Below are 24,487 nucleotides of genomic sequence, written 5' to 3'. Positions count from 1 at the left end.
GCGGGGGGAAGGGGTCCCCGGGCGCGGCGGGGACCCCGGCTCCCTTGAGTACCGGACTGAGTAGCCGCGCGGATGCCGCCCGGACCCCCTCCGGCCGATGCTGTGCGACATGAGCGACACACCGGTCAAGCAGCAGAACACCGCCGCCTACTACGCCCAGGCCGTCATCTCCTTCGGGATCGCCCTCGCGGCCGTGACCGTCGGGGTCTACCAGCTGGAGGCCAGCGCCTGGGTGCGGGCGTTCCTCGCCGTCTCCGTCCTCTACCTCACCACCTCCGCCTTCACGCTCGCCAAGGTCGTGCGCGACCGCCAGGAGGCGGGCCAGATCGTCAGCCGGGTCGACCAGGCCCGCCTGGAGAAGCTCCTCGCCGAGCACGACCCCTTCCAGAAGCTCTGACGCCCGGCGCCGGGGCGTCCGGCGGCAGGTCGGCACCCGAAGGTCTAAGCGCTTGCTCACCTTCGTTGTATGGTGTTCGTCCTGACGGGACCGAGGAGGAGTGTGCGATGAGCGCGGCGGAGGAGACGCCCGGCGGCGAGGACGTCCCGTGGGGCGAGGTCACGCCCGAGGCCGCCCGGCGGCTGCTGGTCGCGGCCGTCGAGGCGTTCGCCGAACGCGGCTACCACGCCACCACCACCCGCGACATCGCCGGCCGCGCGGGGATGAGCCCCGCCGCCCTCTACATCCACTACAAGACCAAGGAGGAGCTCCTCCACCGGATCAGCCGGATCGGCCACGACAAGGCCCTGGAGATCCTCCGGGCCGCGGCCGGCGGCCCCGGCACGGCCGCCGACCGGCTCGCCGACGCCGTCCGCTCCTTCGTCCGCTGGCACGCCGAGCGGCACACCACCGCCCGGGTCGTCCAGTACGAGCTCGACGCGCTCGGCCCCGAGCACCGCGCCGAGATCGTGGAGCTGCGCCGGGAGTCCGACGCGACCGTGCGCCGGATCATCGAGGAGGGCGTGAGGGCGGGGGAGTTCGACGTGCCGGACGTCTCCGGTACGGCCGTCGCGGTGCTCTCGCTCTGCATCGACGTCTCGCGCTGGTTCAACGTCCGGGGGCGCCGGACGCCCGACGAGGTCGGCGCGCTCTACGCCGGCCTCGTCCTGCGCATGGTCGGTGCCCGCGAGCACTCCGCGGGCGGGTCCGCGACGGAAGCGGGTCAGAAGTAGTAGCGGGAGACCGACTCGGCCACGCAGACCGGCTTCTCGGAGCCCTCGCGCTCCACGGTCACCGCCGCCGTCACCTGCACACCGCCGCCCGCCTCCTCGACCTTCGTCAGGACGGCGGTCGCGCGCAGCCGCGAGCCGACCGGCACGGGGGCGGGGAAACGGACCTTCTCCGTCCCGTAGTTGAGCCCCATCCTGACGCCCTCCACCCGCAGCACCTGGGGGACGAACAGCGGCAGCAGCGACAGGGTCAGATAGCCGTGCGCGATGGTCGTGCCGAAGGGGCCGGAGGCGGCGCGCTCGGGGTCCACGTGGATCCACTGGTGGTCCCCGGTGGCCTCGGCGAAGAGGTCGATCCGCTTCTGGTCGATCTCCAGCCAGTCGCTGTGGCCCAACGGCTCGCCGACCCCCGCGCGCAGTTCCTCGGCGGAGGTGAAGATCCTCGGCTCGGCCATGTTTCCCGTCCCTTCTGACACGTCCGACTCGCCCGACGCGGCATACCTGCCAGTCGGTATCTAAGCGCTTGCTCAGCATGTGGGGGTGAGGGGGTCGCTGTCAACGGACGGACCAGTAGGGTTCGGGGAGTGCCGCAGATTCCAGAGAAGATCCACGAGCTCACCGTCGGCCAGCTCTCCGCCCGCAGCGGGGCCGCCGTCTCCGCCCTCCATTTCTACGAGGGCAAGGGACTCATCACCAGCCGCCGCACCGCGGGCAACCAGCGCCGCTACAGCCGGGACACCCTCCGCCGGGTCGCCTTCATCCGGGCCGCGCAGCGCGTCGGCATCCCCCTCGCCACCATCCGCGAGGCCCTCGCCCAGCTCCCCGAGGAGCGCACCCCGACCAACGAGGACTGGGCCCGCCTCTCCGCCGCCTGGCGCACCGAACTCGACGAGCGCATCCGCCAACTCGGCCGGCTGCGCGACCACTTGACGGACTGCATCGGCTGCGGCTGCCTCTCCCTGGAGACCTGCGTCCTGTCCAACCCCGACGACGCCTTCGGCGAGCGCATGGCGGGCTCCCGCCTGCTGCCACTGCGCCGCCCGGCCTCCGAGAGCGACGGCCAGGACGGCTGAGGCCCGGGACGGTCCGCCCGTCCCGGCGCGCCCGCACGGTCCGGGTCCTCCCCGGGCCCCGGCGCGCCCCGCCCACGCGCTCCCCGGCGCCCGGCCTCCGACCCGTGTCAGGCAGCCGGGGCCAGGGGCCGGCTCCGCTCGCCGCCCGCCCGCGCCAGCGCCCGGGGCGTGAGGACCGCGCGGGGCACGGCCACCCCGCACTCCCCGCACACCGGGCCGGGCCAGGCATCGTCCCGCGGACCGCCGTGCCGCCACGCCAGCCGCGCGCCCGAGCAGACCGGGCACCGCTCGCCCGGCCCGTCCTCCAGGGCCGCGATCAGCCGCCGCAGCACCTCGGGCAGCGGATCCGCCGGGTGCACCCCGGGGTCGGCGCACCGCACCACGCCGTTCCCGCCCCACACCCGCCGGTGCCAGTCGTCGAACGCGCCGAGCCGCCGCAGCCCCTCGTGCTTCTCGCGCCGCCGCCGCGCCGCGAACCGTTCCTCGTACGCGAGCCACACCGCCCGCGCCTCCTCCAGCTCGTCCAGCGCGGCCACCAGGCGCTCCGGGTCGAGCTCGCGGTCCTCCGGGCCGAACCTGTGCCGGCGGCACAAGTGGTCCCAGGTCGCGCGGTGTCCGTACGGCGCGAACCGCTCCAGACACTTCCGCAGCGAATACCTGCGCAGCGCCGTGTCGAACCCCGGCTCGCGCACCTGTCTCGCGAGACTCCGGAAACCGGCCATCCCTCGACACCTCCGTCGATGGTCCTTCCGCGACATCAGAGGGACGAACGGGAGCGCCGCCGTGTTCCACCGGAAACCGGAGGGGAGCCCTCACCGGTACGGAAGGGAGCCGTACGACCGGCCGGAACCGACGCCTCCGTACGGCCGCGGGCGGCTCCCCGTCACCGTCCCGCCGCGGCCGCCGACACCACCACCCGGGCCAGCTCCGCGTGGACCACGTCACTGTGCGCCCGGACCACCCCGGCCGCGTCCACGCTCACGCACCCCGACCCCGGCAGGCCCTCGCGCAGCACCTCCGCGAGGGTCCGCGCCGGTGTCCCCGGCACCGCCTGCACCCCGTCGTACCCGATCGCGCCCCACCGCGGATCACGCGCCGCGAGCCGCCCCAGCGCGTCCACCGCCGCCGACTCGGAGTCGTTCGCGAGCCGGGACGCCAGCGGGTACATCACGCCCAGCGCCGCGTCGTGCCGCGAATGGCAGGCCACCACGGGCCCGCGGACCCGCAGCTGCATGTCCCGCAGGGACCCCGAGCGCCCCGGGTCGTGCGGCAGCCGCGCCGCGAACGCGTAGTGGGAGAAGGCTCCCTGAAGAAGCGTCACCGAGGAGACCGGCCGCACCCCGGGCGGGAGGCCGCGCAGCGCGTACGCGACGAGCCGGGCGCCCATGCTGTGGCCCGCCAGATGCACCCGCAGCCGGGGAGCGGCGCGCGCCACCTCCACGAGCAGCGGCCCGAGCCCGTGCTCGCCGACCCGTCCCGCCCGCGCCTTCATCACGTAGTACGTCGCCTGGCGCAGCGCCTCCCGCGCTCCCTTCCAGTACCGCCGCAGCCCGCCCCCGAGGGCCTCCTCGCCGGTCTCCGGCTCCCCGAGCGCCTCCGTGAACAGCGCGCAGACCCCGACCGGGTCGGCGAGGAGGAACGCGGGAACCGGCTCCCCGGGCCCGCCGGCCGCGACGCCCTCGCGGTCCACGTCCGCCAGCTCCCGCAGCAGCGCGCCGAACTCCGCGAAGGCCTCCTCCCACGCCGGGGCGAGGCCGAGGAGTTCGGTGAGCCGCGCGACCACCCGCTCCTTCTCCGGGAGGACCGTCACGAGCGCCCGGTAGTCGGGCACGGGTTCGTCCGTGAACATCATCGAGGGCCAGACGACCCCCGCGTACCCGGCCTCCACCCCCGCCGGGAACAGGCCGGGGAACGGGGCGAAGAACTCCGAGTAGAGCCGGGTGGCGCCGGACGGGGTGTTGTTCCATCCGTGGGCGAAGACCACCAGGTCCGTGACGCCCCGGCGGGCCAGGGCGACCAGCTCCGCCGCCTGGCCGGGCGGTCCGTCGCCGTCCTGGTCGAAGGTGAGCTCCCGGTACGGCTCCACACTCATCCCGGTCACGGCCCGACCGTCCCTCCGCGTCGAGGCGGCCGCGCGCCCGTCGGCGCACGTCCTGCGGTGCGCGGGCGGCGGCTCCACGCCCAGCATGCCCGCCCGCCGCCCCCGCCAGACCTGGACGGGGCCCTTCCGGGGCCGGGGGAGTGCCCCGGCCCCGGAAGGCGGCAGGCCGGTCTCAGCGCAGCCGGGCCGCCGAGACGGCCGGGAAGTGGACGATCGCGTCGTACGAGGCGGGCAGCCGCACCGCCGGCGTGGCCCCCGGCCACGGGTAGGCCGTGCCGATGTGGTGGGCGGGACGGGCCCCGGCGAGCCAGGACCGCGCCGCCGGAGCCGTACGCCGCAGATCGAGCAGGAACGGGCCGGGAGAGACCCGGTCCAGGGTCTCGGCGTGACTGTCCGGACCGGGGAGGCCGACGTGGAAGACCCGCAGCGGCTCCCCGGGCGCCCCGGTGTCGTGCGCGTGGAACGAACCCCGCCCGAACGAGGCGCCCACCGCCACGTACCGGGAGCCGAGGAGGTCCCGCAGGAACGCCCCCTGGGTGCGCGGGTAATGGTCGGGATTGAGCGTCTCGTAGCCGATGTGGCCGTTGTGCGCGGACAGCAGGACCCGGCCGCCGGTCCGCCGCTGCCACCACACGGTGTTCTCCGCCATCACCCGGTCCCGGTAGAGCATGGCCCGCCTGACGCCGGCCGGGTCGGCGAAGTCGTGCGCGTACTCCGTGCCGACCTGGGCGATCGCCCGCGCGTGCTGCACCGCCCAGGCGTGCGCCTCCCGCGCCGCCCGGCCGGGCGCGGGGCGCTGGGCGGACAGCAGGGCGAGGGCCTCGTCGGCCTCCTTGGCCATCCGCCGCCGTTCGGCGAGCGGCCGGTCCAGGTAGCCCTTGACCCAGGCCTCCATCGGACCCGAGGGCCGGGAGGCGCGGTACAGCTCCTGGAAGCGGGGGAGCAGCGCCGGATGCGCACGCCGGACGTGCCCGGTGACGGCGTCGAAGAGGTTCGGGCCGGCGTAGCCGAGGTCGTTGCCCATGAACCGGACCTGGCGGTCGGGGTGTGCCTGGTTGTACCGGCGCATCCAGCGGAACAGGTCGAGGTACTCCTCGGTGTTCCACAGCCGGTACGACTCCTGGAACTCGTCGCGCATGATCGCCTCGATGTCGCCCCGGCCGGTGCGCACCCAGGTGTCGACGAGCAGCCCGGTGGACCAGGCGGCCTCCAGGGCGAAGGTGGTGAACCCCTCGTGCTCCACGAGCTGTTCGAAGACGCGGTGCTTGGCGGTGAAGAACTCCGCGGAGCTGTGGGTGGCCTCGCCGATCGCCACCACCGTCGCCGGGCCGACCAGCCGGTCGAGCGCGACCGGATCGGTCGGCGCAGTGGCGGTCCGGGCGAGTTCCCGGGCCGGGTCGGCGGTCGCGGCGGGGGGCGGCCCTGCGGCGGCGGGAGTGCCGAGGGCGGCGAGACAGGCGGCGGCCAGCAGAGCGGTCAGGGGCAGGCGGCGACGGCGTGAGGAGGACGAAGTGCTGGATGTCATGGGGCAAGCCTGTGCGACGGGGACGGCGCCGGGACATCCTGCACGCACCCGCTCCGGTGGTGGAGCGTGCCCCACCACCGGAGCGGCGCCGGCCCGCTCAGCGGTAGAGGAGGTACTCCCGCCGCACCGCGCGGAACGCGGCCAGATCCGCCTCCCACGCCCCGGCGACCTCGTCCACCCCGGCTCCCGCGTCGATCAGGGTCCGCACCCGCGTCGAGCCGGTCAGCTTGTCGATCCAGCGGTCCGCCCGCCAGGTGAACCCCGGCCAGGAGCGGCGGGCGGTGACGAGGAGCCCGACCCCGGTCCGTACCGGGTCGAAGGCCTCCCGGTCGTGGACGTGGAGCTGCACCCCGCCCACCGTCCTGCCCTGGAACTTGGAGAAGGTCGGCGCGAAGTACGCCTCCCGGAACCGGACGCCGGGCAGGCCGAGGGCGTTCGCCGCCTCCGCCCACCGCCGGTCGACCCCCTCGGCGCCGAGGAGTTCGAAGGGGCGGGTGGTGCCCCGCCCCTCGGAGAGGTTGGTGCCCTCGAAGAGGCAGGTGCCCGCGTAGACGAGGGCGGTCTCGGGGGTCGGCATGTTGGGGCTCGGCGGCACCCAGGGCAGGCCGGTCGCGTCGAAGAACTCCGCGCGCCGCCACCCCGTCATCCGTACCGTCTCCAGCTGCACCGGACGGGCCAGGAACTCGCCGTTGAACAGCAGCGCCAGCTCCGCCACGGTCATGCCGTGCGCCTGCGCGATCGGCTCCCGGCCCACGAAGGTCGCGAACGCCCGGTCCAGGACCGGGCCGAGGGCCGCCCGCCCGGTGACCGGGTTCGGCCGGTCCAGGACGACGAACCGCTTCCCGGCCAGCGCGGCGGCGGCCATGCAGTCGTACAGCGTCCAGATGTAGGTGTAGAACCGCGCGCCCACGTCCTGGATGTCGAAGACGACCGTGTCGACGCCGGAGGCGGTGAAGACGTCCGCGAGCGGCTGCCCGCTCTTCAGGTACGTGTCGTACACGGGCAGACCGGTCGCCGGGTCGTCGTACCGGCCCTCGGAGCCACCGGCCTGCGCGGTGCCCCGGAAACCGTGCTCGGGGCCGAAGACGGCGGCGAGGTCCACCCGTTCGTCCGCGTGCATGACGTCCACCACGTGCCGGGCGTCCCGCGTCACCCCGGTCGGGTTGGTGACGACGCCGACCCGCTCACCGGCCAGCAGGGCGTACCCGTCCGCGGCGAGCCGCTCGAAGCCGGTCCGCACCCTCCCGGGCCCGCCGGGCCCGGCGGCGGACTCCGCGGCGGCGGGCGGGGCGGACACGGCCGCGGCGCCGAGGGCGCCCCCGGCGGCCAGCAGACTCCGACGCGACAGGCTCATGCGGAAACCTCCCTGATGACCGTCCCCGGCCGGGGCGCGTGACATGGGCACGCACGCTAGCGCCCCTGACGGCTCCGGGGAACGAGGCGTGCGGTCCGGTCTTCCGCGAGTCCATACCGACCGGTTAGTCTGCCCGGGTCGTCACAGCGGAGAGGTGGGGTCTGCCATGAGCGGGAACACGGGAAGCGGCAGGGGTACGGAGCCGGGCACCGGCCCGGCGGGGGACGCGGTACGCGGCGCCGGGGTCGTCGTCACCGGCGCGGGCGGCGGCATCGGTGCCGCGCTCGCCCGCCGTTTCGCCGCCGAGGGCGCCCGCGTCGTCGTCAACGACATCGACGCCGGTCGGGCCAAGGCCGTGGCCGAGGAGATCGGCGCCACCGCCGTCCCCGGCGATGCCTCCGCCGTCGTCGGCGACGCCCGCGAGGCCCTCGGCGGCACCGTCGACATCTGGTGCGCCAACGCCGGACTCTCCTCGCCCGGCGACGCCTTCGCCGGGGAGGACGTCTGGGCCGCCGCCTGGGACGTCAACGTCATGGCCCACGTCCGCGCGGCCCGCGCCCTGCTCCCCGACTGGCTGGAGCGCGGCGGCGGCCGGTTCGTCTCCACCGTCTCCGCCGCCGGGCTGCTCACGATGATCGGCGCCGCCCCGTACAGCGTCTCCAAGCACGCCGCCCACGCCTTCGCCGAATGGCTCTCGCTCACCTACCGGCACCGAGGCCTCAAGGTCCACGCCATCTGCCCCCAGGGCGTCCGCACCGACATGCTCACCGCCGCCGGATCGGCCGGCGAGCTGGTCCTCGCCCCCACCGCCATCGACCCCGAGGACGTCGCCGACGCCCTCCTCGACGCCATCGCCACCGACCGCTTCCTCGTCCTGCCCCACCCCGAGGTCGCCGGCTACTACCGCAACCGGGCCACCGACCCCGAGCGCTGGCTCGGCACCATGAACCACCTCCAGCGCGCCTGGGAGACGGGCACGCGGTAGCGTCCGGCGCGGCGGATGGGAAGATCTACGGACAAGAACCCCGTCGTCCAGGACGGGGCGGACTCGAAGGAAGGCGGCGGAACATCATGGCCAGGACGACGGACGGGAGCGGTACCCCCGTCCCCCAGAGGCTGCTGGCCGCCGCCACCCGGCTCTTCGCGGAGCGGGGCTACGACCGGACCTCCGTCCAGGAGATCGTGGAGGCCGCGGGGGTCACCAAGGGCGCCCTGTACCACTACTTCGGCTCCAAGGAGGACCTCCTCCAGGAGGTCTACGCCCGGGTCCTGCGCCTCCAGCAGGAGCGGCTCGACGCCTTCGCGGGCGCCGACGCGCCGGTCGAGGAGCGCCTGCGCGGCGCCGCCGCCGACGTGGTCGTCACGACCATCGAGAACCTGGACGACGCCGCCATCTTCTTCCGCTCGATGCACCACCTGAGCCCGGAGAAGAACAAGCAGGTGCGGGCCGAGCGCCGCCGCTACCACGAGCGGTTCCGCGCCCTGATCGAGGAGGGCCAGCGCTCCGGCGTGTTCTCCGCCGCGACCCCGGCCGACCTGGTCGTGGACTACCACTTCGGCTCCGTCCACCACCTTTCCACCTGGTACCGCCCCGACGGCCCCCTCACCCCCGAGCAGGTCGCCGGCCACCTCGCCGACCTGCTCCTGCGGGCGCTCCGCCCCTGACCGGGCCGCCGGGCCCGGCCCAGGGGCGGCCGGTCACAGGTACCGCTTCAGCTCGCGCCGCGCCAGCGACCGCTGGTGCACCTCGTCGGGGCCGTCCGCGAGCCGCAGGGTCCGGGCGGCCGCCCACAGTTCGGCGAGCGGGAAGTCCTGCGAGACACCGCCCGCCCCGTGGCTCTGCACGGCCTTGTCGATGATGTCGACCACCGCCCGGGGGGTGGCGATCTTGATCGCCTGGATCTCGGTGTGGGCGCCCCGGTTGCCGACCGTGTCCATCAGCCAGGCCGTCTTCAGGACCAGCAGCCGCAGCTGCTCGATCGTCACCCGGGCGTCCGCGATCCAGTTCTGCACGACGCCCTGCTGGGCGAGCGCCTTGCCGAAGGCCGTACGGGAGACCGCGCGCCGGCACATCAGCTCCACCGCCCGTTCGGCCATGCCGATCAGCCGCATGCAGTGGTGGATGCGTCCCGGGCCGAGCCGGGCCTGGGCGATGGCGAAGCCGCCGCCCTCCTCGCCGATCAGGTTCGCGGCCGGGACCCGCACCCCGTCGAACACCACCTCGGCGTGGCCGCCGTGGGAGTGGTCCTCGTAGCCGTACACCCGCATCGCGCGCCGGACCTCGACGCCGGGGGTGTCGCGGGGGACCAGGATCATCGACTGCTGGCGGCGCGGGTCGGCGCCGTCGGGGTCGGTCTTGCCCATGACGATGAAGACGCGGCAGTCGGGGTTCATCGCCCCGGAGATGTACCACTTGCGGCCGTCGACGACGTACGTGTCGGTGCCGTCGGAGGCGCGCCGGATCCGGGTCTCGATGTTGGTCGCGTCGGACGAGGCCACCTCGGGCTCGGTCATCGCGAAGGCCGAGCGGATCTCGCCCGCGAGCAGCGGCTCCAGCCACTGCTTGCGCTGCGCCTCGTCGCCGAACTGGGCGAGCAGCTCCATGTTCCCGGTGTCGGGCGCGGCGCAGTTGAGGGCGGTGGGCGCCAGGTGCGGGCTGCGGCCGGTGATCTCGGCGAGCGGGGCGTACTGGAGGTTGGTGAGCCCGGCTCCGTACTCCGGGTCCGGCAGGAAGAGGTTCCACAGGCCCCGCCGCTTGGCCTCGGCCTTGAGCTCCTCCACCACGGGCGGGGTGTCCCACGGGGAGGCGAGGCGGGCGTGCTGCTCGTGCGCGACGGCCTCGGCCGGGTACACGTGCTCGTCCATGAAGGCGAGGAGCCTGCCGCGCAGGTCCTCGGTGCGGGCGTCGTAGGCGAAGTCCATGGCGGATCAGCCCTCCTGAAGGGTGGTCAGGCCGTGCTCGATGAAGACGGGGACGAGGTCGCCGATGCGGTCGAAGCCGGCGCCGACCGTCTGCCCGAGGGTGTACCGGTAGTGGATGCCCTCCAGGATCACGGCGAGCTTGAACCAGGCGAAGGCGGTGTACCAGGCGAGGGCGGAGGTGTCGCGGCCCGAGCCGGACGCGTACCGCTCGACCAGTTCGGCGGCGCTCGGGTGCCCGGCGGCGGTGGCGGTCGTGGAGACGGGGGAGTCCGGCAGGTCCAGCGGGGTGCTGTACATGACCAGCAGGCCGAGGTCGGTGAGCGGGTCGCCGAGCGTGGACATCTCCCAGTCGAGGACGGCCCGGACGCGGTCGTCGGCGCCGATGAGGACGTTGTCGAGCCGGAAGTCGCCGTGGATCACGGTGGGGGCGGGCGAGGCGGGCAGGGCGCGGCCGAGCGCCGCGTGCAGCTCCTCGACGCCGGGCAGCTCGCGTCCGCGCGAGGCGGCCAGCTGCTTGCCCCAGCGGCGCAGCTGCCGGTCGAGGAAGCCCTCGGGGCGGCCGAAGTCGTCGAGCCCGACCGCCGCCGGGTCGACGGCGTGCAGGGCGACGAGCGTGTCGACCAGGCCGAGGACGGCGGCCCGGGTGCGCTCGGGCCCGAGCGGGGCGAGCTGGCGGGCCGAGCGGAAGGGGGTCCCCTCGACGAACTCCATGACGTAGAAGGGCGCTCCGAGGACCGACTCGTCCTCGCACAGGACGATCGTCCCGGGGACCGGCACGTCGGTGCCGCTCAGGGCGCTGATGACGCGGTGCTCGCGCCGCATGTCGTGGGCGGTGGCGAGCACGTGGCCGAGCGGGGGCCTGCGGACGACCCACCGGCCGCCGTCGGTGCCGTCGGTCACGGTGTACGTGAGGTTGGAGCGGCCGCCCTCGATCAGCCGGGCTTCGAGGGGGCCGGCCACCAGGCCCGGGCGCTCGCGGTCGAGGAAGCGGCGCAGCCGGTCCGGGTCGAGGCCTGGCGGCGGGGCGGAACTCATGGGGCGTACCTCCGGGTCGGCTTCGGTCGGCGTTCATGATGACCGACCAGTCGGTATGTCGTCCAGGGGTGGCCCGTGGAAAGCTCCGCCCGCCCTCTGGCCAGCGGGTCGTGTACGTGAATATCGTTCACGGATGGATGCGAAGCTGCTGCTCGTCGACGAAGTCCGGCTCACCCCGATCCTCATCTCCGACCCGCCCCTGCTCAACGTCCAGGGCGTTCACCAGCCCTACACCCCCCGGCTCGTGGTGGAGGTCGTCACCCGGGGAGGCGTGGTCGGCCTCGGGGAGACCTACGGCGACGGCGTCTACCTGGAGATCGCCCGTTCCCTGGCCGAGACCCTCCCCGGCCGCTCGGTCACCCATGTGAACAGCCTCTTCGAGCCGGTGGCCAAGACCGCGACCGGTGTCGTCTCCGGTGCCGGGGCGGCCCGGCCCGAGGCCGCGGCCGGGGTCGACGCGAGCGGGCTGCGCGGGGTCAGGACCGCCGCCAAGCTCCGCCTCTCCGTCGTGTCCGCCTTCGAGACCGCCTGCCTCGACGCCCTCGGCAAGACCCTCGGCCTGCCGGTGCACGCCCTTCTCGGCGGCAAGGTCCGCGACGAGGTGGAGTACAGCGCCTACCTCTTCCACCGCTGGGCCGCCCACCCGGGCGCCGGAGGGCCGGCGGACGACTGGGGCGCCGCCCTCGATCCGGCCGGTGTCGTCGCGCAGGCCCGCCGCTTCGCGCGGACCTACGGCTTCCGCTCCTTCAAGCTCAAGGGCGGGGTCTTCGACCCCGAGCGGGAGGTCGCCGCGATCCGTGCCCTCGCCGAGGCCTTTCCCGGCCATCCGCTCCGCCTCGACCCCAACGGCGCCTGGTCCGTGCCGACCTCGCTCGCCGTCGCCCGCGCGCTCGAGGACGTCCTGGAGTACCTGGAGGACCCGGCGAGCGGCACCGCCGCCATGGCCGAGGTCGCCGCCGGCACCGGCGTGCCACTCGCCACCAACATGTGCGTGACCACCTTCGAGGAGATCCCCGAGGCCTTCGCCCGGGGAGCGGTACGGATCGTCCTCTGCGACCACCACTACTGGGGCGGCCTGCACCGCACCCGCGAACTCGCCGCGCTCTGCCGCACCTACGGCGTCGGGCTCTCCATGCACTCCAACACCCACCTGGGCATCAGCCTCGCCGCCATGACCCAGGTCGCCGCCACCCTGCCCGGCCTCACCCACGCCTCGGACACCCACTACCCGTGGCAGACCGAGGACGTCGTCACCCCCCGCCCCGTCTTCCGCGACGGCCGGCTCCCCGTCTCCGACGCCCCCGGCCTGGGCGTCGAACTCGACCGTCCGGCCCTGGAGGCGCTGCACCGCCGCTGGCTCGACGACGACGGCCGCATGCGCGACCGCGACGACACGGCGGCGATGCGGGCCGCGGACCCCGCGTGGCGACCCCGCCGGTGGTAGCCCGCAGCCGCGCACTCGGCGGAGCCACTCCGCGCGCGGCCCGCCGGACGAGCCCCGGCGCTCCTTCGCGACCCTGGCCGTACGGGCGCCCGGGCCGCGCGCGGAACCCTCCGCGCCCGCCCCCGACCCGTACCTCCCCGCGCTCGCAGGCCTGCGCCCCCACGCACCGGCCGCACGGCCTGAGGGCCGCCGCCCGCAGCGCTTCGCCTGACGCGCGCCCCGCGTCGCCCACGGCCCCGCATGAACCGGCGGAGCAGGGGCAGATGTCACGGCGCCGGGGCCGCCCCCGGCACCCCGTAGCGCTACGTGCCCCAGGAGTGTCCCGTGATGACCAGCCCCACCCTGCTCGGCTCACCCATATACGACCAGCTCGTCGACGAGCACGGAGACGTCCCCGGTGAGGTGAGAACGCTCGCCGAGGTCACCCGCCGGGAGGCCGAGCGGCTCCTCACCTGGGACCTGTCCGCCTCCGGGGCCGATCACCGGGAGTGACCCGGGGGACGGCCGCCCACGGGCGGGGTTCCTGTTCCGCGCCGCCCGGAATGCCGGAATGTGTGACGTGATCCAGGCTGGATACGCGATCAGCGGACGTGATCAGCAGCACACGGGAGCGACGCCATGGACATCGGGAGCACGACGGGCGACAACGTCCACCAGCCGGACGGCGCCGAGGGCTGGGAGGACGACGGCATCCTCGACCCCGAGGACACGCTGTCGGGCCGGGAGGCCGACCCGTACGACGAGGGCTGGTCCCCGCCCGAGCGGCCCCTCGCCGTCGACCACGTCGGCACGACCGCCCGTGAGCAGCGCGAGGGCGAGAGCCTCGACCAGCGGCTCGCGGAGGAGCCCGACGACTCCCACGGCATCGGTGACCTCCCCGGCGGCGACGGCGAACTCGTCCCCGACAAGACCGACGGGACCCGTCGATGAGCGCCCCACACCCGCCCCACGACCCCGCGGCCACGGACGGGGCCGCCGCCCGGTCCCACGGCCCCGCCGCCACGGACCGCGACGACACCCGGTCCCGCGTCACCCTCCGGGTCAACGGCGCTCCGACAGACCTCACCGTCGACCACCGGGCCACCCTGCTCGACGTCCTGCGCGAAGACCTCGGGCTGACCGGGGCGAAGAAGGGCTGCGACCACGGGCAGTGCGGGGCGTGCACCGTCCTCGTCGACGGGCGGCGCGCCAACAGCTGCCTGCTCCTCGCCGTCGCCCAGGACAGCGCCGAGATCACCACCGTCGAGGGGCTGGCCGCGGGCGGCGAGCTGCACCCCGTCCAGCAGGCGTTCCTCGACCGCGACGCCTTCCAGTGCGGGTACTGCACCCCCGGACAGCTCTGCTCCGCCGTCGGCGTGCTCGCCGAGGCCGCGGCGGACCACCCCTCCCACGTCACCGACCCGGCCCGGCCGGCCGGGCGGGGTCCGGTGGAGCTGACCCGGGAGGAGATCCGCGAGCGGCTGAGCGGCAACCTCTGCCGCTGCGGCGCCTACCCCAACATCGTCGCCGCCGTCGAGGACGTGACCCGGTGAAGCCCTTCGGATACGTACGCGCCACCAGCGTCGAGGAGGCCACCGCCGCGCACGCGGGACGCCCGGGCGCCCGCTACCTCGCCGGCGGAACCAACCTCGTCGACCTGATGAAGCACGGCGTGGAGGAGCCCGGGACCCTCGTCGACGTCAGCAGGCTGCCGCTCGACACCGTCGAGGAACTGCCCGACGGGGGCGTGCGCGTCGGCGCGACGGTGCGCAACAGCGACCTCGCCGCCCACCCCCTCGTCCGCGGGCGGTACCCCGTCCTGTCGCAGGCGCTGCTCGCCGGGGCGTCGGGGCAGCTGCGGAACATCGCCACCACCGGCGGGAACCTCCTCCAGCGCACCCGGTGCCCCTACTTCCAGGACACCGCCATGCCCTGCAACAAGCGAGAGCCCGGCACCGGCTGCGGCGCCCGCGAGGGAGTCCACCGCGACCACGCCGTCCTCGGCCACTCGCCCCACTGCGTCGCCACGCACCCCTCCGACATGGCCGTCGCCCTCGCCGCCCTGGACGCCACCGTCCACCTGCACGGTCCCGGCGGCGAACGGACCGTGCCGGTGACCGACTTCCACCGGTCGCCCGGCGACCACCCCGAACGGGACACCGTCATCCGGCCCGGCGAGCTGATCACGGCGGTGGCCCTGCCGGCCGCCACGGCCGGCCTGCCGTCCGCGTACCGCAAGGCCCGCGACCGCGCCTCGTACGCCTTCGCGCTCGCCTCCGTCGCCGCCGTCCTCGACCTGGCCGACGACGGCACCGTGCGCGGGGTCGGCCTCGCCTTCGGCGGCCTCGCGCACCGGCCGTGGCGGGCCCGGCTCGCCGAGACCGCGCTCCTGGGCACCACGCCCACCGACCGGAACATCGCCCACGCCGTGGAGACCGAACTCGCCCTGGCCCAGCCGCTGCGGGACAACGCCTTCAAGGTGCCGCTCGCCCACAACCTCGCCTGCCGGGTCCTGTCCGAACTGGCCGCCGACCGCCCCTGAACGGGAGACCAGCGATGCACTCCACCCCCGCCCGGGTGCCCGCCGCGCCCGCCCCCGCCCTCGGCGCCGCCACCGAGCGGGTCGAGGGCCGCGACAAGGTCACCGGCACCGCCCGCTACGCCGGCGAACACGCCCACACGCCGCCCGACTGCGCCTACGCCTGGCCCGTGCCCGCCACCGTGGCCCGCGGCCGGGTGACGGACGTCGACACCTCCGCCGCCCTCGCCCTGCCCGGCACCCTCGCCGTCCTCACCCCCGGCACCGCCCCGCGTCTCGGCGAGGCCGGCGATCCGACCCTCGCCGTCCTCCAGGACGACGCCGTGCCGCACCGCGGCTGGTACGTAGCCCTGGCCGTGGCCGAGACCCTTCCGGACGCCCGCGCCGCCGCCCGGGCCGTCCGCGTCACGTACGCCACGGAACCGCACGACGTCACCCTCACCGAGCACCATCCGGACGCCTACCGGCCCGACCTGGCCAACGGGGGCCAGCCCGCCCTGCGCGAGCGCGGCGACCTCGACGCCGCCTTCGCGGCCGCGCCCGTCCGCGTGGACGTCACCTACCGGATCCCGCCGCTGCACAACCACCCGATGGAGCCGCACGCGGCGTTCGCCCGCTGGGACGGCGAGGGCGACGGGACCCACCTGACGGTGTACGACTCCAGTCAGGGTGCCGGCCCGGTCCGCAAGACCCTCGCCGCCCTCTTCCGCCTGCCCGAGGACCGGATCACGGTGGTCTCCGAGCACGTCGGCGGCGGATTCGGCTCCAAGGGCACCCCCCGCCCGCACGTCGTGCTCGCCGCGATGGCCGCCCGCCGCACCGGCCGGCCCGTGAAGCTCGCCCTGCCCCGGGGCCACCTGGCGGCCGTCGTCGGCCACCGCGCGCCGACGATCCAGCGGGTCCGGCTCGCCGCCGGACACGACGGCACCCTCCTCGGCGTCGGCCACGAGGTCACCACCCACACCTCCCGCGTCAAGGAGTTCGTCGAGCAGGCCGGCGTGCCCGCCCGGGTGATGTACGCGTCGCCGCACGGCCTCACCGACCACCACGTCGTACCCCTCGACGTCCCCACCCCCTCCTGGATGCGCGCCCCGGGCGAGGCGCCCGGCATGTACGCGCTGGAGTCGGCCATGGACGAGCTGGCCGAGGCCCTGGGCATCGACCCCGTCGAGCTGCGGGTGCGCAACGAGCCCGTCACCGAACCCGACAGCGGCCTGCCCTTCAGCAGCCGCAACCTCGTCGCCTGCCTGCGCGAGGGCGCCCGCCGGTTCGGCTGGGCCGACCGCGACCCCCGCCCCGCCACCCGCCGCGAGGGCAGGTGGCTCACCGGTACGGGGGTGGCCGCGGCCACCTACCCGGTGCTCGTCTCCCCGTCCACCGCCACCGCCACCGCCCTCCCCGACGGCGGCTACGACATCCGCGTCAACGCCACCGACATCGGCACCGGCGCCCGGACGGTCCTCGCCCAGATCGCCGCCGACGCCCTCGGCGTCGCCGTCGGCTCGGTGACGATCGGCATCGGCAGCACCCGCCTGCCCCGCGCCCCGCTCGCCGGCGGCTCGTCCGGCACCGCCTCCTGGGGCTGGGCCGTGCACCAGGCCTGCGCCCACCTGGCCGAGAGGCTGGCCCGGCACACCGGCCCCCTGCCCGCCGAGGGGGTCACCGCCTCCGCCGACACCACCGAGGAGGCCGGGCGGACCCCGCCGTTCGCCCGTCACGCGTTCGGCGCCCACTTCGCGGAGGTGCGGGTCGACACCGGCACCGGGGAGGTGCGGGTGCGGCGGCTCCTCGGGGTCTACGCCGCCGGGCGGATCCTCAACCCGCGTACCGCGCGCTCCCAGTTCATCGGCGGCATGGTCATGGGACTGGGCATGGCCCTCACCGAACACAGCACCGCGGACCCGGCCTTCGGGGGCTTCGCCGAACGGGACCTCGCCTCCTACCACGTACCGAGCAACGCCGACGTGCCGGAGATCGACGCGCACTGGGTCGACGAGGAGGATCCCCACCTCAACCCGATGGGCAGCAAGGGCATCGGTGAGATCGGCATCGTCGGCACCCCGGCCGCCATCGGCAACGCCGTGCACCACGCCACCGGTGTCCGCTTCCGCGAACTGCCGCTGACCCCGGATCGGGTCCTGCCCGCCCTCCGGTAGCCCCCGGACCGGCGGGACCCGAAGGGCGCCTTCCGACCCCCGAAAGGGTCTCCGCCTCCGGGCGGGGCCCTTTCGCGCACCTGGCGAAAGCCGTCACGGCATCAGGCGTGGCAGGCCACCGGCACCCCGCCGTTCATCGCCGCCATGTCCCGGAAGATCACCGCCGGGTCGAGCGGCGAGCCCTCCGGCAGGCCCTCCAGCTCCGCGTACGCCCGGTGCAGGTTCGCCACCAGCCGCTCGCTCTCCCGCCAGGCGCCGAACTCGCCCGGGTCCGCCCGCCGCGCCGTCTCGAGCGGCGGGTCCCCCTTCGCGTACCCCTCGGCGGCCAGCTCCCGTACCCACAGCAGGTACCGCTCCGTCGCGTCGTAGACCGAGGGGTCGGCGACCGGCCCGTGCCCGGGCACCACCGTCGGCGCGTCCAGGGAGCGCAGGCGCGCCAGCGCCCGCAGCGAACCCCCGAGCGAGCCCTGGGGCACGAACGGAGTCCCCCCGTGGAAGACCAGGTCCCCGGTGAACACCACGCCCTGCTCCGGGAGATGGACGATCGAGTCGCCCGTGGTGTGCGCGGGGCCCGGGTGGAGGACGTGGACCTCCACGTCCCCGACGTGCAGGGTCAGCCGTTCCCGGTAGGTCAGCGAGGGCGGCAGGATGTCGACCCGGCCGAAGTCGGTCCGCGGCCACAGCAGGTGCAGCTGGTGGCCGGCCGCGAGCTGCTCGGTGCGGCAGTTCTCGTGACCCACGACCCGCGCCTCCGGCTGGAACACCCCGTTGCCGTAGGTGTGGTCGCCGTGGTGGTGGGTGGTGACGATCGTGCGGGGCAGCGGCAGGCCCCCGGCGAGCACGGCCTCGCGCAGCAGCCGGGCGCGGCGCTCGGTCGCGGCCGTGTCGACGAGCAGCGACTCGCGGGCGTCCCCGACGAAGCCGGCGTTGTTCAGGCACCAGCCGCCGTCGGGCTGGACGAAGGCGTGGACGCGCGGCGCGAGAGCGACCACGTACGGATCGGAGACGGACAAGAGGTTCCCCCGGGGTCGGGACCGACCGGACGGAGGAAGACTGCCAGCAGGGCCGGTCCGGGGGAAGGAGGCCGGGGGAGGAGTGTCAGGGGGAAGGGGGCCCTGGGAACGGAGCACCGGGGAAGGGGGCCGGGCGGGCGGCCGGGCCGCTGCCCGTCACGGCCGGGTCAGTGGTCGTCCCAGTGGTCGTCGTGGGCCGCGTGCCGGTGCCCGTCGTGCACGTAGTCGAGGTGGTCCCCGTGCGGCACCGCCGTGTGACCGCACTCGGGCCCGTGCCAGTGCTCGTGTCCCTCGTGGGAGACGTGTCCGGACGGCTCGCACTCGTCCCAGTGGCCGGAGTGCTCGCGGTGCAGATGGCCGTCGTGCGCGTAGTCCAGGTGATCCCCGTGGGACACCGCGGAGTGGCCGCAGCCGGGCCCGTGGGCGTGCTCGTGGGTGGGGTGCTCGTGGTGGAGGACAGTCATGGCGGGGCCTCCCTGAGGGGTCGGCTGACGCTTCCAGGCTAGTCCGGTACGCCGCTGTCGTCCCGGTACGACCGTGCGCCGGTTCCGGCTTGCGAGCCCCGGCGGGCCCCGCGAGGGTCGGGGTATGAGAGCGATCAGCTACAGCCGGTACGGCGGCCCCGAGGTCCTGGAGTACGGAGAGCTGCCCGATCCCAAGGTCGGCCCGGACTCGGTCCTGGTCAGGGTGCGGGCGGCCTCCGTGAACCCGGTCGACTGGAAGGCGCAGGCCGGTTACCTCGACGGCATGATCCAGGCCGTCTTCCCCGTCGTCCCCGGCTGGGACGTCTCAGGCGTCGTCGTCCGGCCCGGCGTCTCCGTCGTCGAGTTCGCCGAGGGAGACGAGGTGATGGGGTACGTCCGCGAGGACTTCCTCGCGCGCGGCACCTTCGCCGAGTACGTCGCCGCGCCCGTCCGGACCCTCGCCCGCAAACCGCGCTCCCTCGGCTTCGAGGAAGCCGCCGCGCTGCCGCTGGTCGGCCTCACCGCCTACCAGGTACTCCACCACGCCCTGGCCGTCCGCCCCGGCGAGACCGTGCTCGTCCTCGCGGCGGCCGGCGGCGTCGGTTCCATGGCCGTCCAGATCGCCCGGCACCTCGGCTGCCGGGTCCTCGGCGCGGCCCGGGAGACGGGCCTGGCGCGGGTGGCCGAGCTCGGCGCCGAGCCGGTTCGCTTCGAGGAGCGCGGCTTCGCCGAGCAGGTCCGCGCCCTCACCCCGCAGGGCGTGGACGCCGTCCTGGACACCATCGGCGGCCCGTACCTGAAGATCGCGGCAGGTCTGCGGGCCCCGGACGGGCGGATCGCCTCCGTCGCCGACGGCGAGGTCCTGGGCCTCGGCGGTCGGTACTTCTGGGTCCGCCCCGACCCGGACGATCTGGCGGCCCTCGCCGGCCTGGCCGACGAGGGCGTGCTGACCGTCCGCGTGGCCGAGAGCTTCCCGCTGGAGCGGGCGGCCGACGCCCAGCGCGCCAACGCGGAGGGCGGGCTGAACGGCAAGGTCGTCGTCACCGTTCCCTGATGCACCTGAGGCACCTCAGGCACCTCAGGCACCTCAGGCCTCGAGGGGGTGACCTCCGCCGGTCAGCCGAGGAGAGCGGCCCCGAACACGGCGAGCGCGACCGTGCAGAGCGCGGCCAGCAGGGCGCCCCGGGGGGAGAGCGGCCGGGGCCGGGCGGTGTCGAGGGCGCGGATACGCCGGTGGGCGACCGCCAGGAACGCCACCCACACCAGGGCCGACAGCGCGAGGCCGGCCAGCCCCGCCGCCGACGGCTCGTCCTGCGCGGCCAGCTTCACCGCGAGCACCGCCACCACCGTGCACGACAGGGTGGTACGCCGCCAGGCCAGCCGGGTCCGCTCCGGCTGAAGCCCGGGATCCCGGGCCCCGTTCACGGCCGGCGCGGGCCCGGGGGAGCCCTCCCCACTCACCCCTCGGCCCAGCCGAGGACGACGACCAGCACCATCGCGAGGGCGACCACCGCCACCACCAGGCTCAGCACCGCCGGGAAGCGGGACACCGGCAGGTCCTCACCGCGCCGCATCGCCCGCTCGCAGCGCACCCAGTGGTTCACGGCGCGCAGCGCGCACAGGGCGCCGGCCCCGAGCAGGGCGAGCGCCAGTCCGACCCGTACGCCCCAGCGCAGGTCCGGCAGGAACTGGTCGACGGCGAAGCCGCCGCCCACCAGGGCGAGCGCGGTGCGGAGCCAGGCGAGGAAGGTCCGCTCGTTGGCCAGCGAGAAGCGGTAGTCGGGGGTCTCGCCCTCGTCCCTGACCCGCCCCGGCGCGAACCAGAGCCGCAGACTCCGCACGAAATCGCTCACCGGGGCACCCTAACCGGCCGCGCCGCCGCCCCGGCGGTCCGCCGTGGCCCCTCCCCGGTGGCCGGCGCGCGCCCGCAGCCGTTCGTACGCGGCGAGGCCGTCCGGCACCCACTCCCACGGCTCGGCCGCCCCGGGCAGCCGCTCCGCCAGCTCCTCGTCCGTCAGGAAGGCGTGCCAGGCGACCTCCTCCGCCTGCGGGCGCACGGGCAGGTCGCAGCGCACCTCGTAGACGGCCGACCACCACTTGCCGGCGACGCCGCCGGAGTCGTACAGGAAGCGCAGCACCGGTTCGGGCCGCGGCAGGCCGCCGACCCCCAGTTCCTCCTCGGCCTCGCGCAGGGCGGCCGCGTCGTACGACTCGCCCGCGCCGACCACGCCCCCGACGAACATGTCGTACAGCGACGGGTAGAGCAGCTTCGTCGCCGTCCTGCGGTGCACGAAGGTCCGGCCGCGGGCGTCGCGCACCCGGACGAAGGCACAGCGGTGGATCAGGCCCCGCGCGTACACCTCGGCGCGCGGGGCCCGCCCGATCACCCGGTCGTGCTCGTCGACGACGTCAAGGATCTCCTCAGCGGGATTCATACCGCCATCCAAGCAGGCGCGGTCCGGACCTCACCGGCCCCTCCCGTACGGGCACGTCACTGGCCCATCACGTACTTCACGGTCGGCCCGGTGGTCCAGCCGCCGTCCACCGCCAGCTCCGCGCCCGTCACGTACGAGGCGGCGTCGGAGAGCAGGAAGACGACCGCGCCCGCGATCTCGTCGGCCTCACCCACCCGGCCCATGGGCGTGTTGGGGTACTTGCCCGGGCCGCGCTCGATGCCGACGGAGGCGGTCATCGGGGTGTACGTCATGCCGGGGTGGACGGAGTTGACCCGGATGCCGGCCGTGCCGAGCTCCACCGCGCCGATCTTCGTCAGACCGCGCACGCCCCACTTGGAGGCCCCGTACCCGGCGGTGAGGGCGAGGCCCATCAGGCCGGCGGCGGAGGAGATGTTGACGATCGAGCCGCCCCCGGCTTCCCGCATCGCGGGGATCGCCGCCTTCATGCCGATGAAGACGCCGGTCAGGTTGATGTCGAGGACCTTGCGGAAGTGCTCGACGGACTCGGTCTCCAGGAAGGCGCCGGTGGAGATGCCGGCGTTGTTCACCAGGCCGTGCAGCCCGCCGAACTCGGCCACGGCGTACGCGACCGCCGCCGCCCACTCCTCTTCGGAGGTCACGTCGTGGTGGAGGAACCGGGCGCGCTCGCCGAGCGCGCCGGCGGTGGCCGTGCCCTCCTCGTCGAGCACGTCGGTGATCACCACGTTCGCGCCGGCGGCCACCGCCTGCCGGGCGGCCTCGGCGCCGAGGCCACGGGCGCCGCCGGTGACGAGGACGGTCTTGCCGGTGAGGTCGTTCATGGGGGTTCCTTCACGAGGAGTCGGTCGGTTCCGCCGGACCGGACGGACCGGAGGGCGTGGGGGAGGGCGCGCCGGGGGGCGGGGCGCCGAGCAGCGCGGTGGTCGTCCCGGCGAGGTCCGCGAGGAACAGCGCCTCGTCCGTGAGCGGCTCGGTGCCGTCGAGGTACTGCCGGGCCCGGTCGGCGAGGGCCGCGCCGATCACGGTCAGCGCCAGGTCCAGCCGCTCCAGGAGCAGCGGCCGGGGCAGCCCGGCGGCCGCCAGGCAGGCCCCCGTCCGCTCGATCAGGCGCCAGTAGGCGGTGCCGGCGAGCGTCGGGTGGGGGGTGCCGGTACGGACCCCGCTCTCATGGCTGAGCTGCGCGGAGATCCGCAGGCAGCGGCGGCCCCGCTCGGTGCGCAGCTCGCTCGCCTCGGCGGTGACCAGGACGGTGACCAGGCCCCGCAGTTCGTCACCGGCCGCCTCCAGGAGGGGCGCGAGGACGCGCTCGGTACGGGCCTGGCGCCCGGCCATCACCGCGTCCAGCAGTCCGGCGCGCGAGCCGAAGTGGTACTGGACGGCGGAGGGGTTGGACTGTCCCGCGCGCGCGACGATCTCGCGCAGCTGCGCTCCGTCCACGCCCCGGGACGCGAACAGCTCCTCGGCCGCGCGGATCAGTTTCTCCCGGGTCTCGGGCCCGGAGGTTCTGGCCATGCAGCCATGTTAATGCCCGACATTAGAAAATGGGAGGGAAGTGGCCCGGTGAAACCGTTGACGCCGATACACGCGTGTATCGAAGATGCGGTCCATGTCCTACGACGCCGATGTGATCGTGGTCGGGGCCGGCCTCGCCGGACTCGTCGCCACCGCCGAGCTGGTCGACGCCGGCCGCTCCGTGATCCTCCTCGACCAGGAACCCGAGCAGTCCCTGGGAGGCCAGGCGCACTGGTCCTTCGGCGGCCTCTTCCTCGTGGACTCGCCCGAGCAGCGCAGGATGCGCGTCCGGGACAGCCACGCCCTCGCCCTCCAGGACTGGCTGGGCACCGCCGGGTTCGACCGGCCCGAGGACCACTGGCCCCGCCTGTGGGCGGAGGCGTACGTCGACTTCGCGGCCGGCGAGAAGCGTGCCTGGCTGCACGCGCGCGGAGTCCGCTTCTTCCCGGTCGTGGGGTGGGCGGAGCGCGGCGGCTACGACGCGAACGGCCACGGCAACTCGGTGCCCCGCTTCCACATCACCTGGGGCACGGGCCCCGGCCTCGTGGCCCCCTTCGCCCGCCGGGTCCGCGAGGGCGCCGCCCGCGGCCTCGTCCGCTTCCGCTTCCGGCACCGCGTCACCGGCCTCGGCCGCACGGCGGGCGCGGTCGACACCGTCACCGGCGACATCCTGGAACCGTCCGCGGCCCCGCGCGGCACCGCCACCGGCCGCACCGTGGCCGGATCCTTCGCCCTGCGGGCCCAGGCCGTGATCGTCACCACCGGCGGCATCGGCGGCAACCACGATCTCGTCCGCGCCCAGTGGCCCGCCCGGCTCGGCACCCCGCCGGCCCGGCTGCTCTCCGGCGTCCCCGCGCACGTCGACGGCCTGATGCTCGGCATCGCGGAGAAGGCCGGCGCCCGGCACATCAACCGCGACCGCATGTGGCACTACACCGAGGGCATCGAGAACTGGAACCCGATCTGGGCCCGGCACGGCATCCGCATCCTGCCCGGACCCTCCTCGCTCTGGCTGGACGCCACCGGCAGGCGGCTGCCCGTCCCGCTCTTCCCCGGCTTCGACACGCTGGGCACCCTCGAACACATCCTGCGGACCGGGCACGACCACACCTGGTTCGTCCTGAACAAGCGGATCATCGGCAAGGAGTTCGCCCTCTCCGGATCCGAGCAGAACCCCGACCTCACCGGCAGGTCCGTCCGCGACGTCCTGGTCCGCGCCCGCGCCGACGTGCCGGGACCGGTCCGGGCGTTCATGGACAGGGGAGCGGACTTCGTGGTCGAGGACGACCTGTCCGCCCTGGTGCGCGGCATGAACCGGATCACCGGCGAGGACCTCGTCGACGAGGCCTCCCTGCGCCGCGAGATCACCGCCCGGGACCGGGAGATCACCAACCCCTTCACCAAGGACCTCCAGGTCACGGCGATCCGGGGGGCCCGCCGGTACCTGGGCGACCGGCTGATTCGCACGGTCGCCCCGCACCGGATCCTCGACCCGGCGGCCGGTCCGCTGATCGCCGTCCGCCTGGGCATCCTCACCCGTAAGTCCCTCGGCGGCCTGGAGACCGACCTCTCCTCCCGCGTCCTGACGGAGGGCGGCGAACCGCTGCCGGGTCTGTACGCGGCGGGCGAGGCGGCGGGCTTCGGCGGCGGCGGAGTGCACGGCTACCGCTCCCTGGAGGGCACCTTCCTCGGCGGCTGCCTCTTCTCGGGCCGCGCGGCCGGCCGCGCGGCGGCGAAGGCGGTCGGCTGAGGTACGGGGTGAGGGGCT

At 74.9% G+C, this 24,487-nt stretch carries 27 protein-coding genes; 13 read left to right on the top strand and 14 right to left on the bottom strand.

The window, feature by feature from the left end:
• The first annotated feature begins 109 nt into the window (after positions 1-109).
• Both ABTY40_RS23935 and ABTY40_RS23930 read left to right on the top strand, forming a co-directional pair.
• On the top strand, positions 110-397 hold the full coding sequence (locus tag ABTY40_RS23935; protein WP_345282559.1) for a YiaA/YiaB family inner membrane protein: 288 nt from the start codon (positions 110-112) through the stop codon (positions 395-397).
• A 107-nt stretch (positions 398-504) separates the two neighbouring features.
• Positions 505-1,170 (top strand): TetR/AcrR family transcriptional regulator, encoded by a 666-nt coding sequence (locus tag ABTY40_RS23930; protein WP_352061391.1) that lies wholly within the window; start codon positions 505-507, stop codon positions 1,168-1,170.
• On the opposite strand, the gene ABTY40_RS23925 is transcribed toward ABTY40_RS23930, so the two are convergent.
• On the bottom strand, positions 1,161-1,622 hold the full coding sequence (locus ABTY40_RS23925; protein WP_352061390.1) for a MaoC family dehydratase: 462 nt from the start codon (positions 1,620-1,622) through the stop codon (positions 1,161-1,163). The two genes, ABTY40_RS23930 and ABTY40_RS23925, sit on opposite strands and share 10 nt — an antisense overlap.
• Before the next feature lie 129 nt (positions 1,623-1,751).
• On the opposite strand from ABTY40_RS23925, the gene soxR reads away from it, so the two are divergent.
• Positions 1,752-2,240: a redox-sensitive transcriptional activator SoxR gene (gene soxR, locus ABTY40_RS23920; RefSeq protein ID WP_352061389.1), complete on the top strand. Its 489-nt coding sequence runs from the start codon at positions 1,752-1,754 to the stop codon at positions 2,238-2,240.
• A gap of 107 nt (positions 2,241-2,347) precedes the next feature.
• Here soxR and ABTY40_RS23915 read toward each other — a convergent pair whose 3' ends face one another.
• The 4 genes from ABTY40_RS23915 to ABTY40_RS23900 all read right to left on the bottom strand — a co-directional run bounded on the left by ABTY40_RS23915 (position 2,348) and on the right by ABTY40_RS23900 (position 7,220).
• Positions 2,348-2,962, bottom strand: coding sequence for a hypothetical protein (locus ABTY40_RS23915; RefSeq protein WP_352061388.1), 615 nt, complete (start codon positions 2,960-2,962; stop codon positions 2,348-2,350).
• Positions 2,963-3,123: 161 nt separating this feature from the next.
• Positions 3,124-4,332: an alpha/beta fold hydrolase gene (locus ABTY40_RS23910; RefSeq protein ID WP_352061402.1), complete on the bottom strand. Its 1,209-nt coding sequence runs from the start codon at positions 4,330-4,332 to the stop codon at positions 3,124-3,126.
• Between the two features lie 181 nt (positions 4,333-4,513).
• Positions 4,514-5,866: an erythromycin esterase family protein gene (locus ABTY40_RS23905; RefSeq protein WP_352061387.1), complete on the bottom strand. Its 1,353-nt coding sequence runs from the start codon at positions 5,864-5,866 to the stop codon at positions 4,514-4,516.
• 97 nt (positions 5,867-5,963) lie between these two features.
• Complete coding sequence (locus ABTY40_RS23900; RefSeq protein WP_352061386.1) at positions 5,964-7,220, bottom strand: exo-beta-N-acetylmuramidase NamZ family protein; 1,257 nt, start codon at positions 7,218-7,220, stop codon at positions 5,964-5,966.
• 166 nt (positions 7,221-7,386) lie between these two features.
• Between ABTY40_RS23900 and ABTY40_RS23895 the strand changes: the two genes are divergently transcribed.
• Together ABTY40_RS23895 and ABTY40_RS23890 are read left to right on the top strand one after the other, a co-directional pair.
• The gene (locus tag ABTY40_RS23895; RefSeq protein ID WP_352061385.1) at positions 7,387-8,205 is read left to right on the top strand and encodes an SDR family oxidoreductase; all 819 of its coding nucleotides are present in this window, start codon (positions 7,387-7,389) and stop codon (positions 8,203-8,205) included.
• Positions 8,206-8,291: 86 nt separating this feature from the next.
• Positions 8,292-8,885 (top strand): TetR/AcrR family transcriptional regulator, encoded by a 594-nt coding sequence (locus ABTY40_RS23890; RefSeq protein WP_309053148.1) that lies wholly within the window; start codon positions 8,292-8,294, stop codon positions 8,883-8,885.
• A 33-nt stretch (positions 8,886-8,918) separates the two neighbouring features.
• Here ABTY40_RS23890 and ABTY40_RS23885 read toward each other — a convergent pair whose 3' ends face one another.
• Together ABTY40_RS23885 and ABTY40_RS23880 are read right to left on the bottom strand one after the other, a co-directional pair.
• Positions 8,919-10,142 carry an acyl-CoA dehydrogenase family protein gene (locus ABTY40_RS23885; RefSeq protein ID WP_352061384.1) on the bottom strand — a complete coding sequence of 408 codons (1,224 nt, stop codon included), beginning with the start codon at positions 10,140-10,142 and terminating at the stop codon, positions 8,919-8,921.
• 6 nt (positions 10,143-10,148) lie between these two features.
• Entirely contained in the window at positions 10,149-11,177 is a 1,029-nt protein-coding gene (locus tag ABTY40_RS23880; protein WP_352061383.1) for a phosphotransferase family protein, read from the bottom strand.
• A gap of 133 nt (positions 11,178-11,310) precedes the next feature.
• Here ABTY40_RS23880 and ABTY40_RS23875 point away from each other — a divergent pair, with 133 nt between their 5' ends.
• The 6 genes from ABTY40_RS23875 (at position 11,311) to ABTY40_RS23850 (ending at position 17,295) form a co-directional block, all read left to right on the top strand.
• The gene (locus ABTY40_RS23875; RefSeq protein ID WP_352061382.1) at positions 11,311-12,621 is read left to right on the top strand and encodes an enolase C-terminal domain-like protein; all 1,311 of its coding nucleotides are present in this window, start codon (positions 11,311-11,313) and stop codon (positions 12,619-12,621) included.
• A gap of 327 nt (positions 12,622-12,948) precedes the next feature.
• Positions 12,949-13,113: a hypothetical protein gene (locus tag ABTY40_RS23870; RefSeq protein ID WP_352061381.1), complete on the top strand. Its 165-nt coding sequence runs from the start codon at positions 12,949-12,951 to the stop codon at positions 13,111-13,113.
• A 126-nt stretch (positions 13,114-13,239) separates the two neighbouring features.
• Positions 13,240-13,551 (top strand): hypothetical protein, encoded by a 312-nt coding sequence (locus ABTY40_RS23865; protein WP_502990655.1) that lies wholly within the window; start codon positions 13,240-13,242, stop codon positions 13,549-13,551.
• Positions 13,548-14,153, top strand: coding sequence for a (2Fe-2S)-binding protein (locus ABTY40_RS23860; RefSeq protein ID WP_352061380.1), 606 nt, complete (start codon positions 13,548-13,550; stop codon positions 14,151-14,153). Before ABTY40_RS23865 ends, ABTY40_RS23860 begins: the two co-directional genes overlap by 4 nt.
• Positions 14,150-15,142, top strand: a complete 993-nt coding sequence (locus ABTY40_RS23855) for an FAD binding domain-containing protein (RefSeq protein ID WP_352061379.1) — start codon at positions 14,150-14,152, stop codon at positions 15,140-15,142. Before ABTY40_RS23860 ends, ABTY40_RS23855 begins: the two co-directional genes overlap by 4 nt.
• 14 nt (positions 15,143-15,156) lie before the next feature.
• Positions 15,157-17,295, top strand: coding sequence for a xanthine dehydrogenase family protein molybdopterin-binding subunit (locus tag ABTY40_RS23850; RefSeq protein ID WP_352061378.1), 2,139 nt, complete (start codon positions 15,157-15,159; stop codon positions 17,293-17,295).
• A 101-nt stretch (positions 17,296-17,396) separates the two neighbouring features.
• Here ABTY40_RS23850 and ABTY40_RS23845 read toward each other — a convergent pair whose 3' ends face one another.
• Both ABTY40_RS23845 and ABTY40_RS23840 read right to left on the bottom strand, forming a co-directional pair.
• Entirely contained in the window at positions 17,397-18,308 is a 912-nt protein-coding gene (locus ABTY40_RS23845; RefSeq protein WP_352061377.1) for an MBL fold metallo-hydrolase, read from the bottom strand.
• Positions 18,309-18,475: 167 nt separating this feature from the next.
• Positions 18,476-18,772, bottom strand: coding sequence for a hypothetical protein (locus tag ABTY40_RS23840; RefSeq protein WP_352061376.1), 297 nt, complete (start codon positions 18,770-18,772; stop codon positions 18,476-18,478).
• Positions 18,773-18,896: 124 nt separating this feature from the next.
• On the opposite strand from ABTY40_RS23840, the gene ABTY40_RS23835 reads away from it, so the two are divergent.
• Positions 18,897-19,826 (top strand): NADP-dependent oxidoreductase, encoded by a 930-nt coding sequence (locus ABTY40_RS23835; protein ID WP_352061375.1) that lies wholly within the window; start codon positions 18,897-18,899, stop codon positions 19,824-19,826.
• A gap of 62 nt (positions 19,827-19,888) precedes the next feature.
• On the opposite strand, the gene ABTY40_RS23830 is transcribed toward ABTY40_RS23835, so the two are convergent.
• From ABTY40_RS23830 to ABTY40_RS23810, 5 genes are read right to left on the bottom strand one after another with little or no spacing between them, the layout of a single operon-like run.
• Positions 19,889-20,197: a DUF202 domain-containing protein gene (locus ABTY40_RS23830; RefSeq protein ID WP_352061374.1), complete on the bottom strand. Its 309-nt coding sequence runs from the start codon at positions 20,195-20,197 to the stop codon at positions 19,889-19,891.
• 32 nt (positions 20,198-20,229) lie between these two features.
• The gene (locus ABTY40_RS23825) at positions 20,230-20,625 is read right to left on the bottom strand and encodes a YidH family protein (protein WP_352061373.1); all 396 of its coding nucleotides are present in this window, start codon (positions 20,623-20,625) and stop codon (positions 20,230-20,232) included.
• A 9-nt stretch (positions 20,626-20,634) separates the two neighbouring features.
• Positions 20,635-21,207: an NUDIX domain-containing protein gene (locus tag ABTY40_RS23820; RefSeq protein WP_352061372.1), complete on the bottom strand. Its 573-nt coding sequence runs from the start codon at positions 21,205-21,207 to the stop codon at positions 20,635-20,637.
• Positions 21,208-21,263: 56 nt separating this feature from the next.
• On the bottom strand, positions 21,264-22,028 hold the full coding sequence (locus ABTY40_RS23815) for a glucose 1-dehydrogenase (RefSeq protein ID WP_352061371.1): 765 nt from the start codon (positions 22,026-22,028) through the stop codon (positions 21,264-21,266).
• A gap of 10 nt (positions 22,029-22,038) precedes the next feature.
• The gene (locus tag ABTY40_RS23810) at positions 22,039-22,719 is read right to left on the bottom strand and encodes a TetR/AcrR family transcriptional regulator (RefSeq protein ID WP_352061370.1); all 681 of its coding nucleotides are present in this window, start codon (positions 22,717-22,719) and stop codon (positions 22,039-22,041) included.
• A 94-nt stretch (positions 22,720-22,813) separates the two neighbouring features.
• On the opposite strand from ABTY40_RS23810, the gene ABTY40_RS23805 reads away from it, so the two are divergent.
• Positions 22,814-24,469 (top strand): FAD-binding dehydrogenase, encoded by a 1,656-nt coding sequence (locus tag ABTY40_RS23805; RefSeq protein ID WP_352061369.1) that lies wholly within the window; start codon positions 22,814-22,816, stop codon positions 24,467-24,469.
• Positions 24,470-24,487 lie beyond the last annotated feature (18 nt).

The organism is Streptomyces sp. NPDC126503, assembly GCF_040302405.1.
Lineage (GTDB): Bacteria > Actinomycetota > Actinomycetes > Streptomycetales > Streptomycetaceae > Streptomyces > Streptomyces gulbargensis.
Note: the sequence above shows the minus strand (reverse complement) of the source record. Positions and strands in the feature narration are given on the sequence as shown.

Coding starts and splice junctions, on each gene's coding strand:
- ABTY40_RS23895 (WP_352061385.1), top strand. CDS start 7,387: ATGAGCGGGAACACGGGAAGCGGCAGGGGTACGGAGCCGGGCACCGGC.
- ABTY40_RS23815 (WP_352061371.1), bottom strand. CDS start 22,028: ATGAACGACCTCACCGGCAAGACCGTCCTCGTCACCGGCGGCGCCCGT.
- ABTY40_RS23890 (WP_309053148.1), top strand. CDS start 8,292: ATGGCCAGGACGACGGACGGGAGCGGTACCCCCGTCCCCCAGAGGCTG.
- ABTY40_RS23865 (WP_502990655.1), top strand. CDS start 13,240: ATGGACATCGGGAGCACGACGGGCGACAACGTCCACCAGCCGGACGGC.
- ABTY40_RS23805 (WP_352061369.1), top strand. CDS start 22,814: ATGTCCTACGACGCCGATGTGATCGTGGTCGGGGCCGGCCTCGCCGGA.
- ABTY40_RS23835 (WP_352061375.1), top strand. CDS start 18,897: ATGAGAGCGATCAGCTACAGCCGGTACGGCGGCCCCGAGGTCCTGGAG.
- ABTY40_RS23910 (WP_352061402.1), bottom strand. CDS start 4,332: ATGAGTGTGGAGCCGTACCGGGAGCTCACCTTCGACCAGGACGGCGAC.
- ABTY40_RS23850 (WP_352061378.1), top strand. CDS start 15,157: ATGCACTCCACCCCCGCCCGGGTGCCCGCCGCGCCCGCCCCCGCCCTC.
- ABTY40_RS23870 (WP_352061381.1), top strand. CDS start 12,949: ATGACCAGCCCCACCCTGCTCGGCTCACCCATATACGACCAGCTCGTC.
- ABTY40_RS23820 (WP_352061372.1), bottom strand. CDS start 21,207: ATGAATCCCGCTGAGGAGATCCTTGACGTCGTCGACGAGCACGACCGG.
- ABTY40_RS23875 (WP_352061382.1), top strand. CDS start 11,311: ATGGATGCGAAGCTGCTGCTCGTCGACGAAGTCCGGCTCACCCCGATC.
- ABTY40_RS23810 (WP_352061370.1), bottom strand. CDS start 22,719: ATGGCCAGAACCTCCGGGCCCGAGACCCGGGAGAAACTGATCCGCGCG.
- ABTY40_RS23860 (WP_352061380.1), top strand. CDS start 13,548: ATGAGCGCCCCACACCCGCCCCACGACCCCGCGGCCACGGACGGGGCC.
- ABTY40_RS23840 (WP_352061376.1), bottom strand. CDS start 18,772: ATGACTGTCCTCCACCACGAGCACCCCACCCACGAGCACGCCCACGGG.
- ABTY40_RS23905 (WP_352061387.1), bottom strand. CDS start 5,866: ATGACATCCAGCACTTCGTCCTCCTCACGCCGTCGCCGCCTGCCCCTG.
- ABTY40_RS23915 (WP_352061388.1), bottom strand. CDS start 2,962: ATGGCCGGTTTCCGGAGTCTCGCGAGACAGGTGCGCGAGCCGGGGTTC.
- ABTY40_RS23930 (WP_352061391.1), top strand. CDS start 505: ATGAGCGCGGCGGAGGAGACGCCCGGCGGCGAGGACGTCCCGTGGGGC.
- ABTY40_RS23900 (WP_352061386.1), bottom strand. CDS start 7,220: ATGAGCCTGTCGCGTCGGAGTCTGCTGGCCGCCGGGGGCGCCCTCGGC.
- ABTY40_RS23935 (WP_345282559.1), top strand. CDS start 110: ATGAGCGACACACCGGTCAAGCAGCAGAACACCGCCGCCTACTACGCC.
- ABTY40_RS23925 (WP_352061390.1), bottom strand. CDS start 1,622: ATGGCCGAGCCGAGGATCTTCACCTCCGCCGAGGAACTGCGCGCGGGG.
- ABTY40_RS23880 (WP_352061383.1), bottom strand. CDS start 11,177: ATGAGTTCCGCCCCGCCGCCAGGCCTCGACCCGGACCGGCTGCGCCGC.
- ABTY40_RS23885 (WP_352061384.1), bottom strand. CDS start 10,142: ATGGACTTCGCCTACGACGCCCGCACCGAGGACCTGCGCGGCAGGCTC.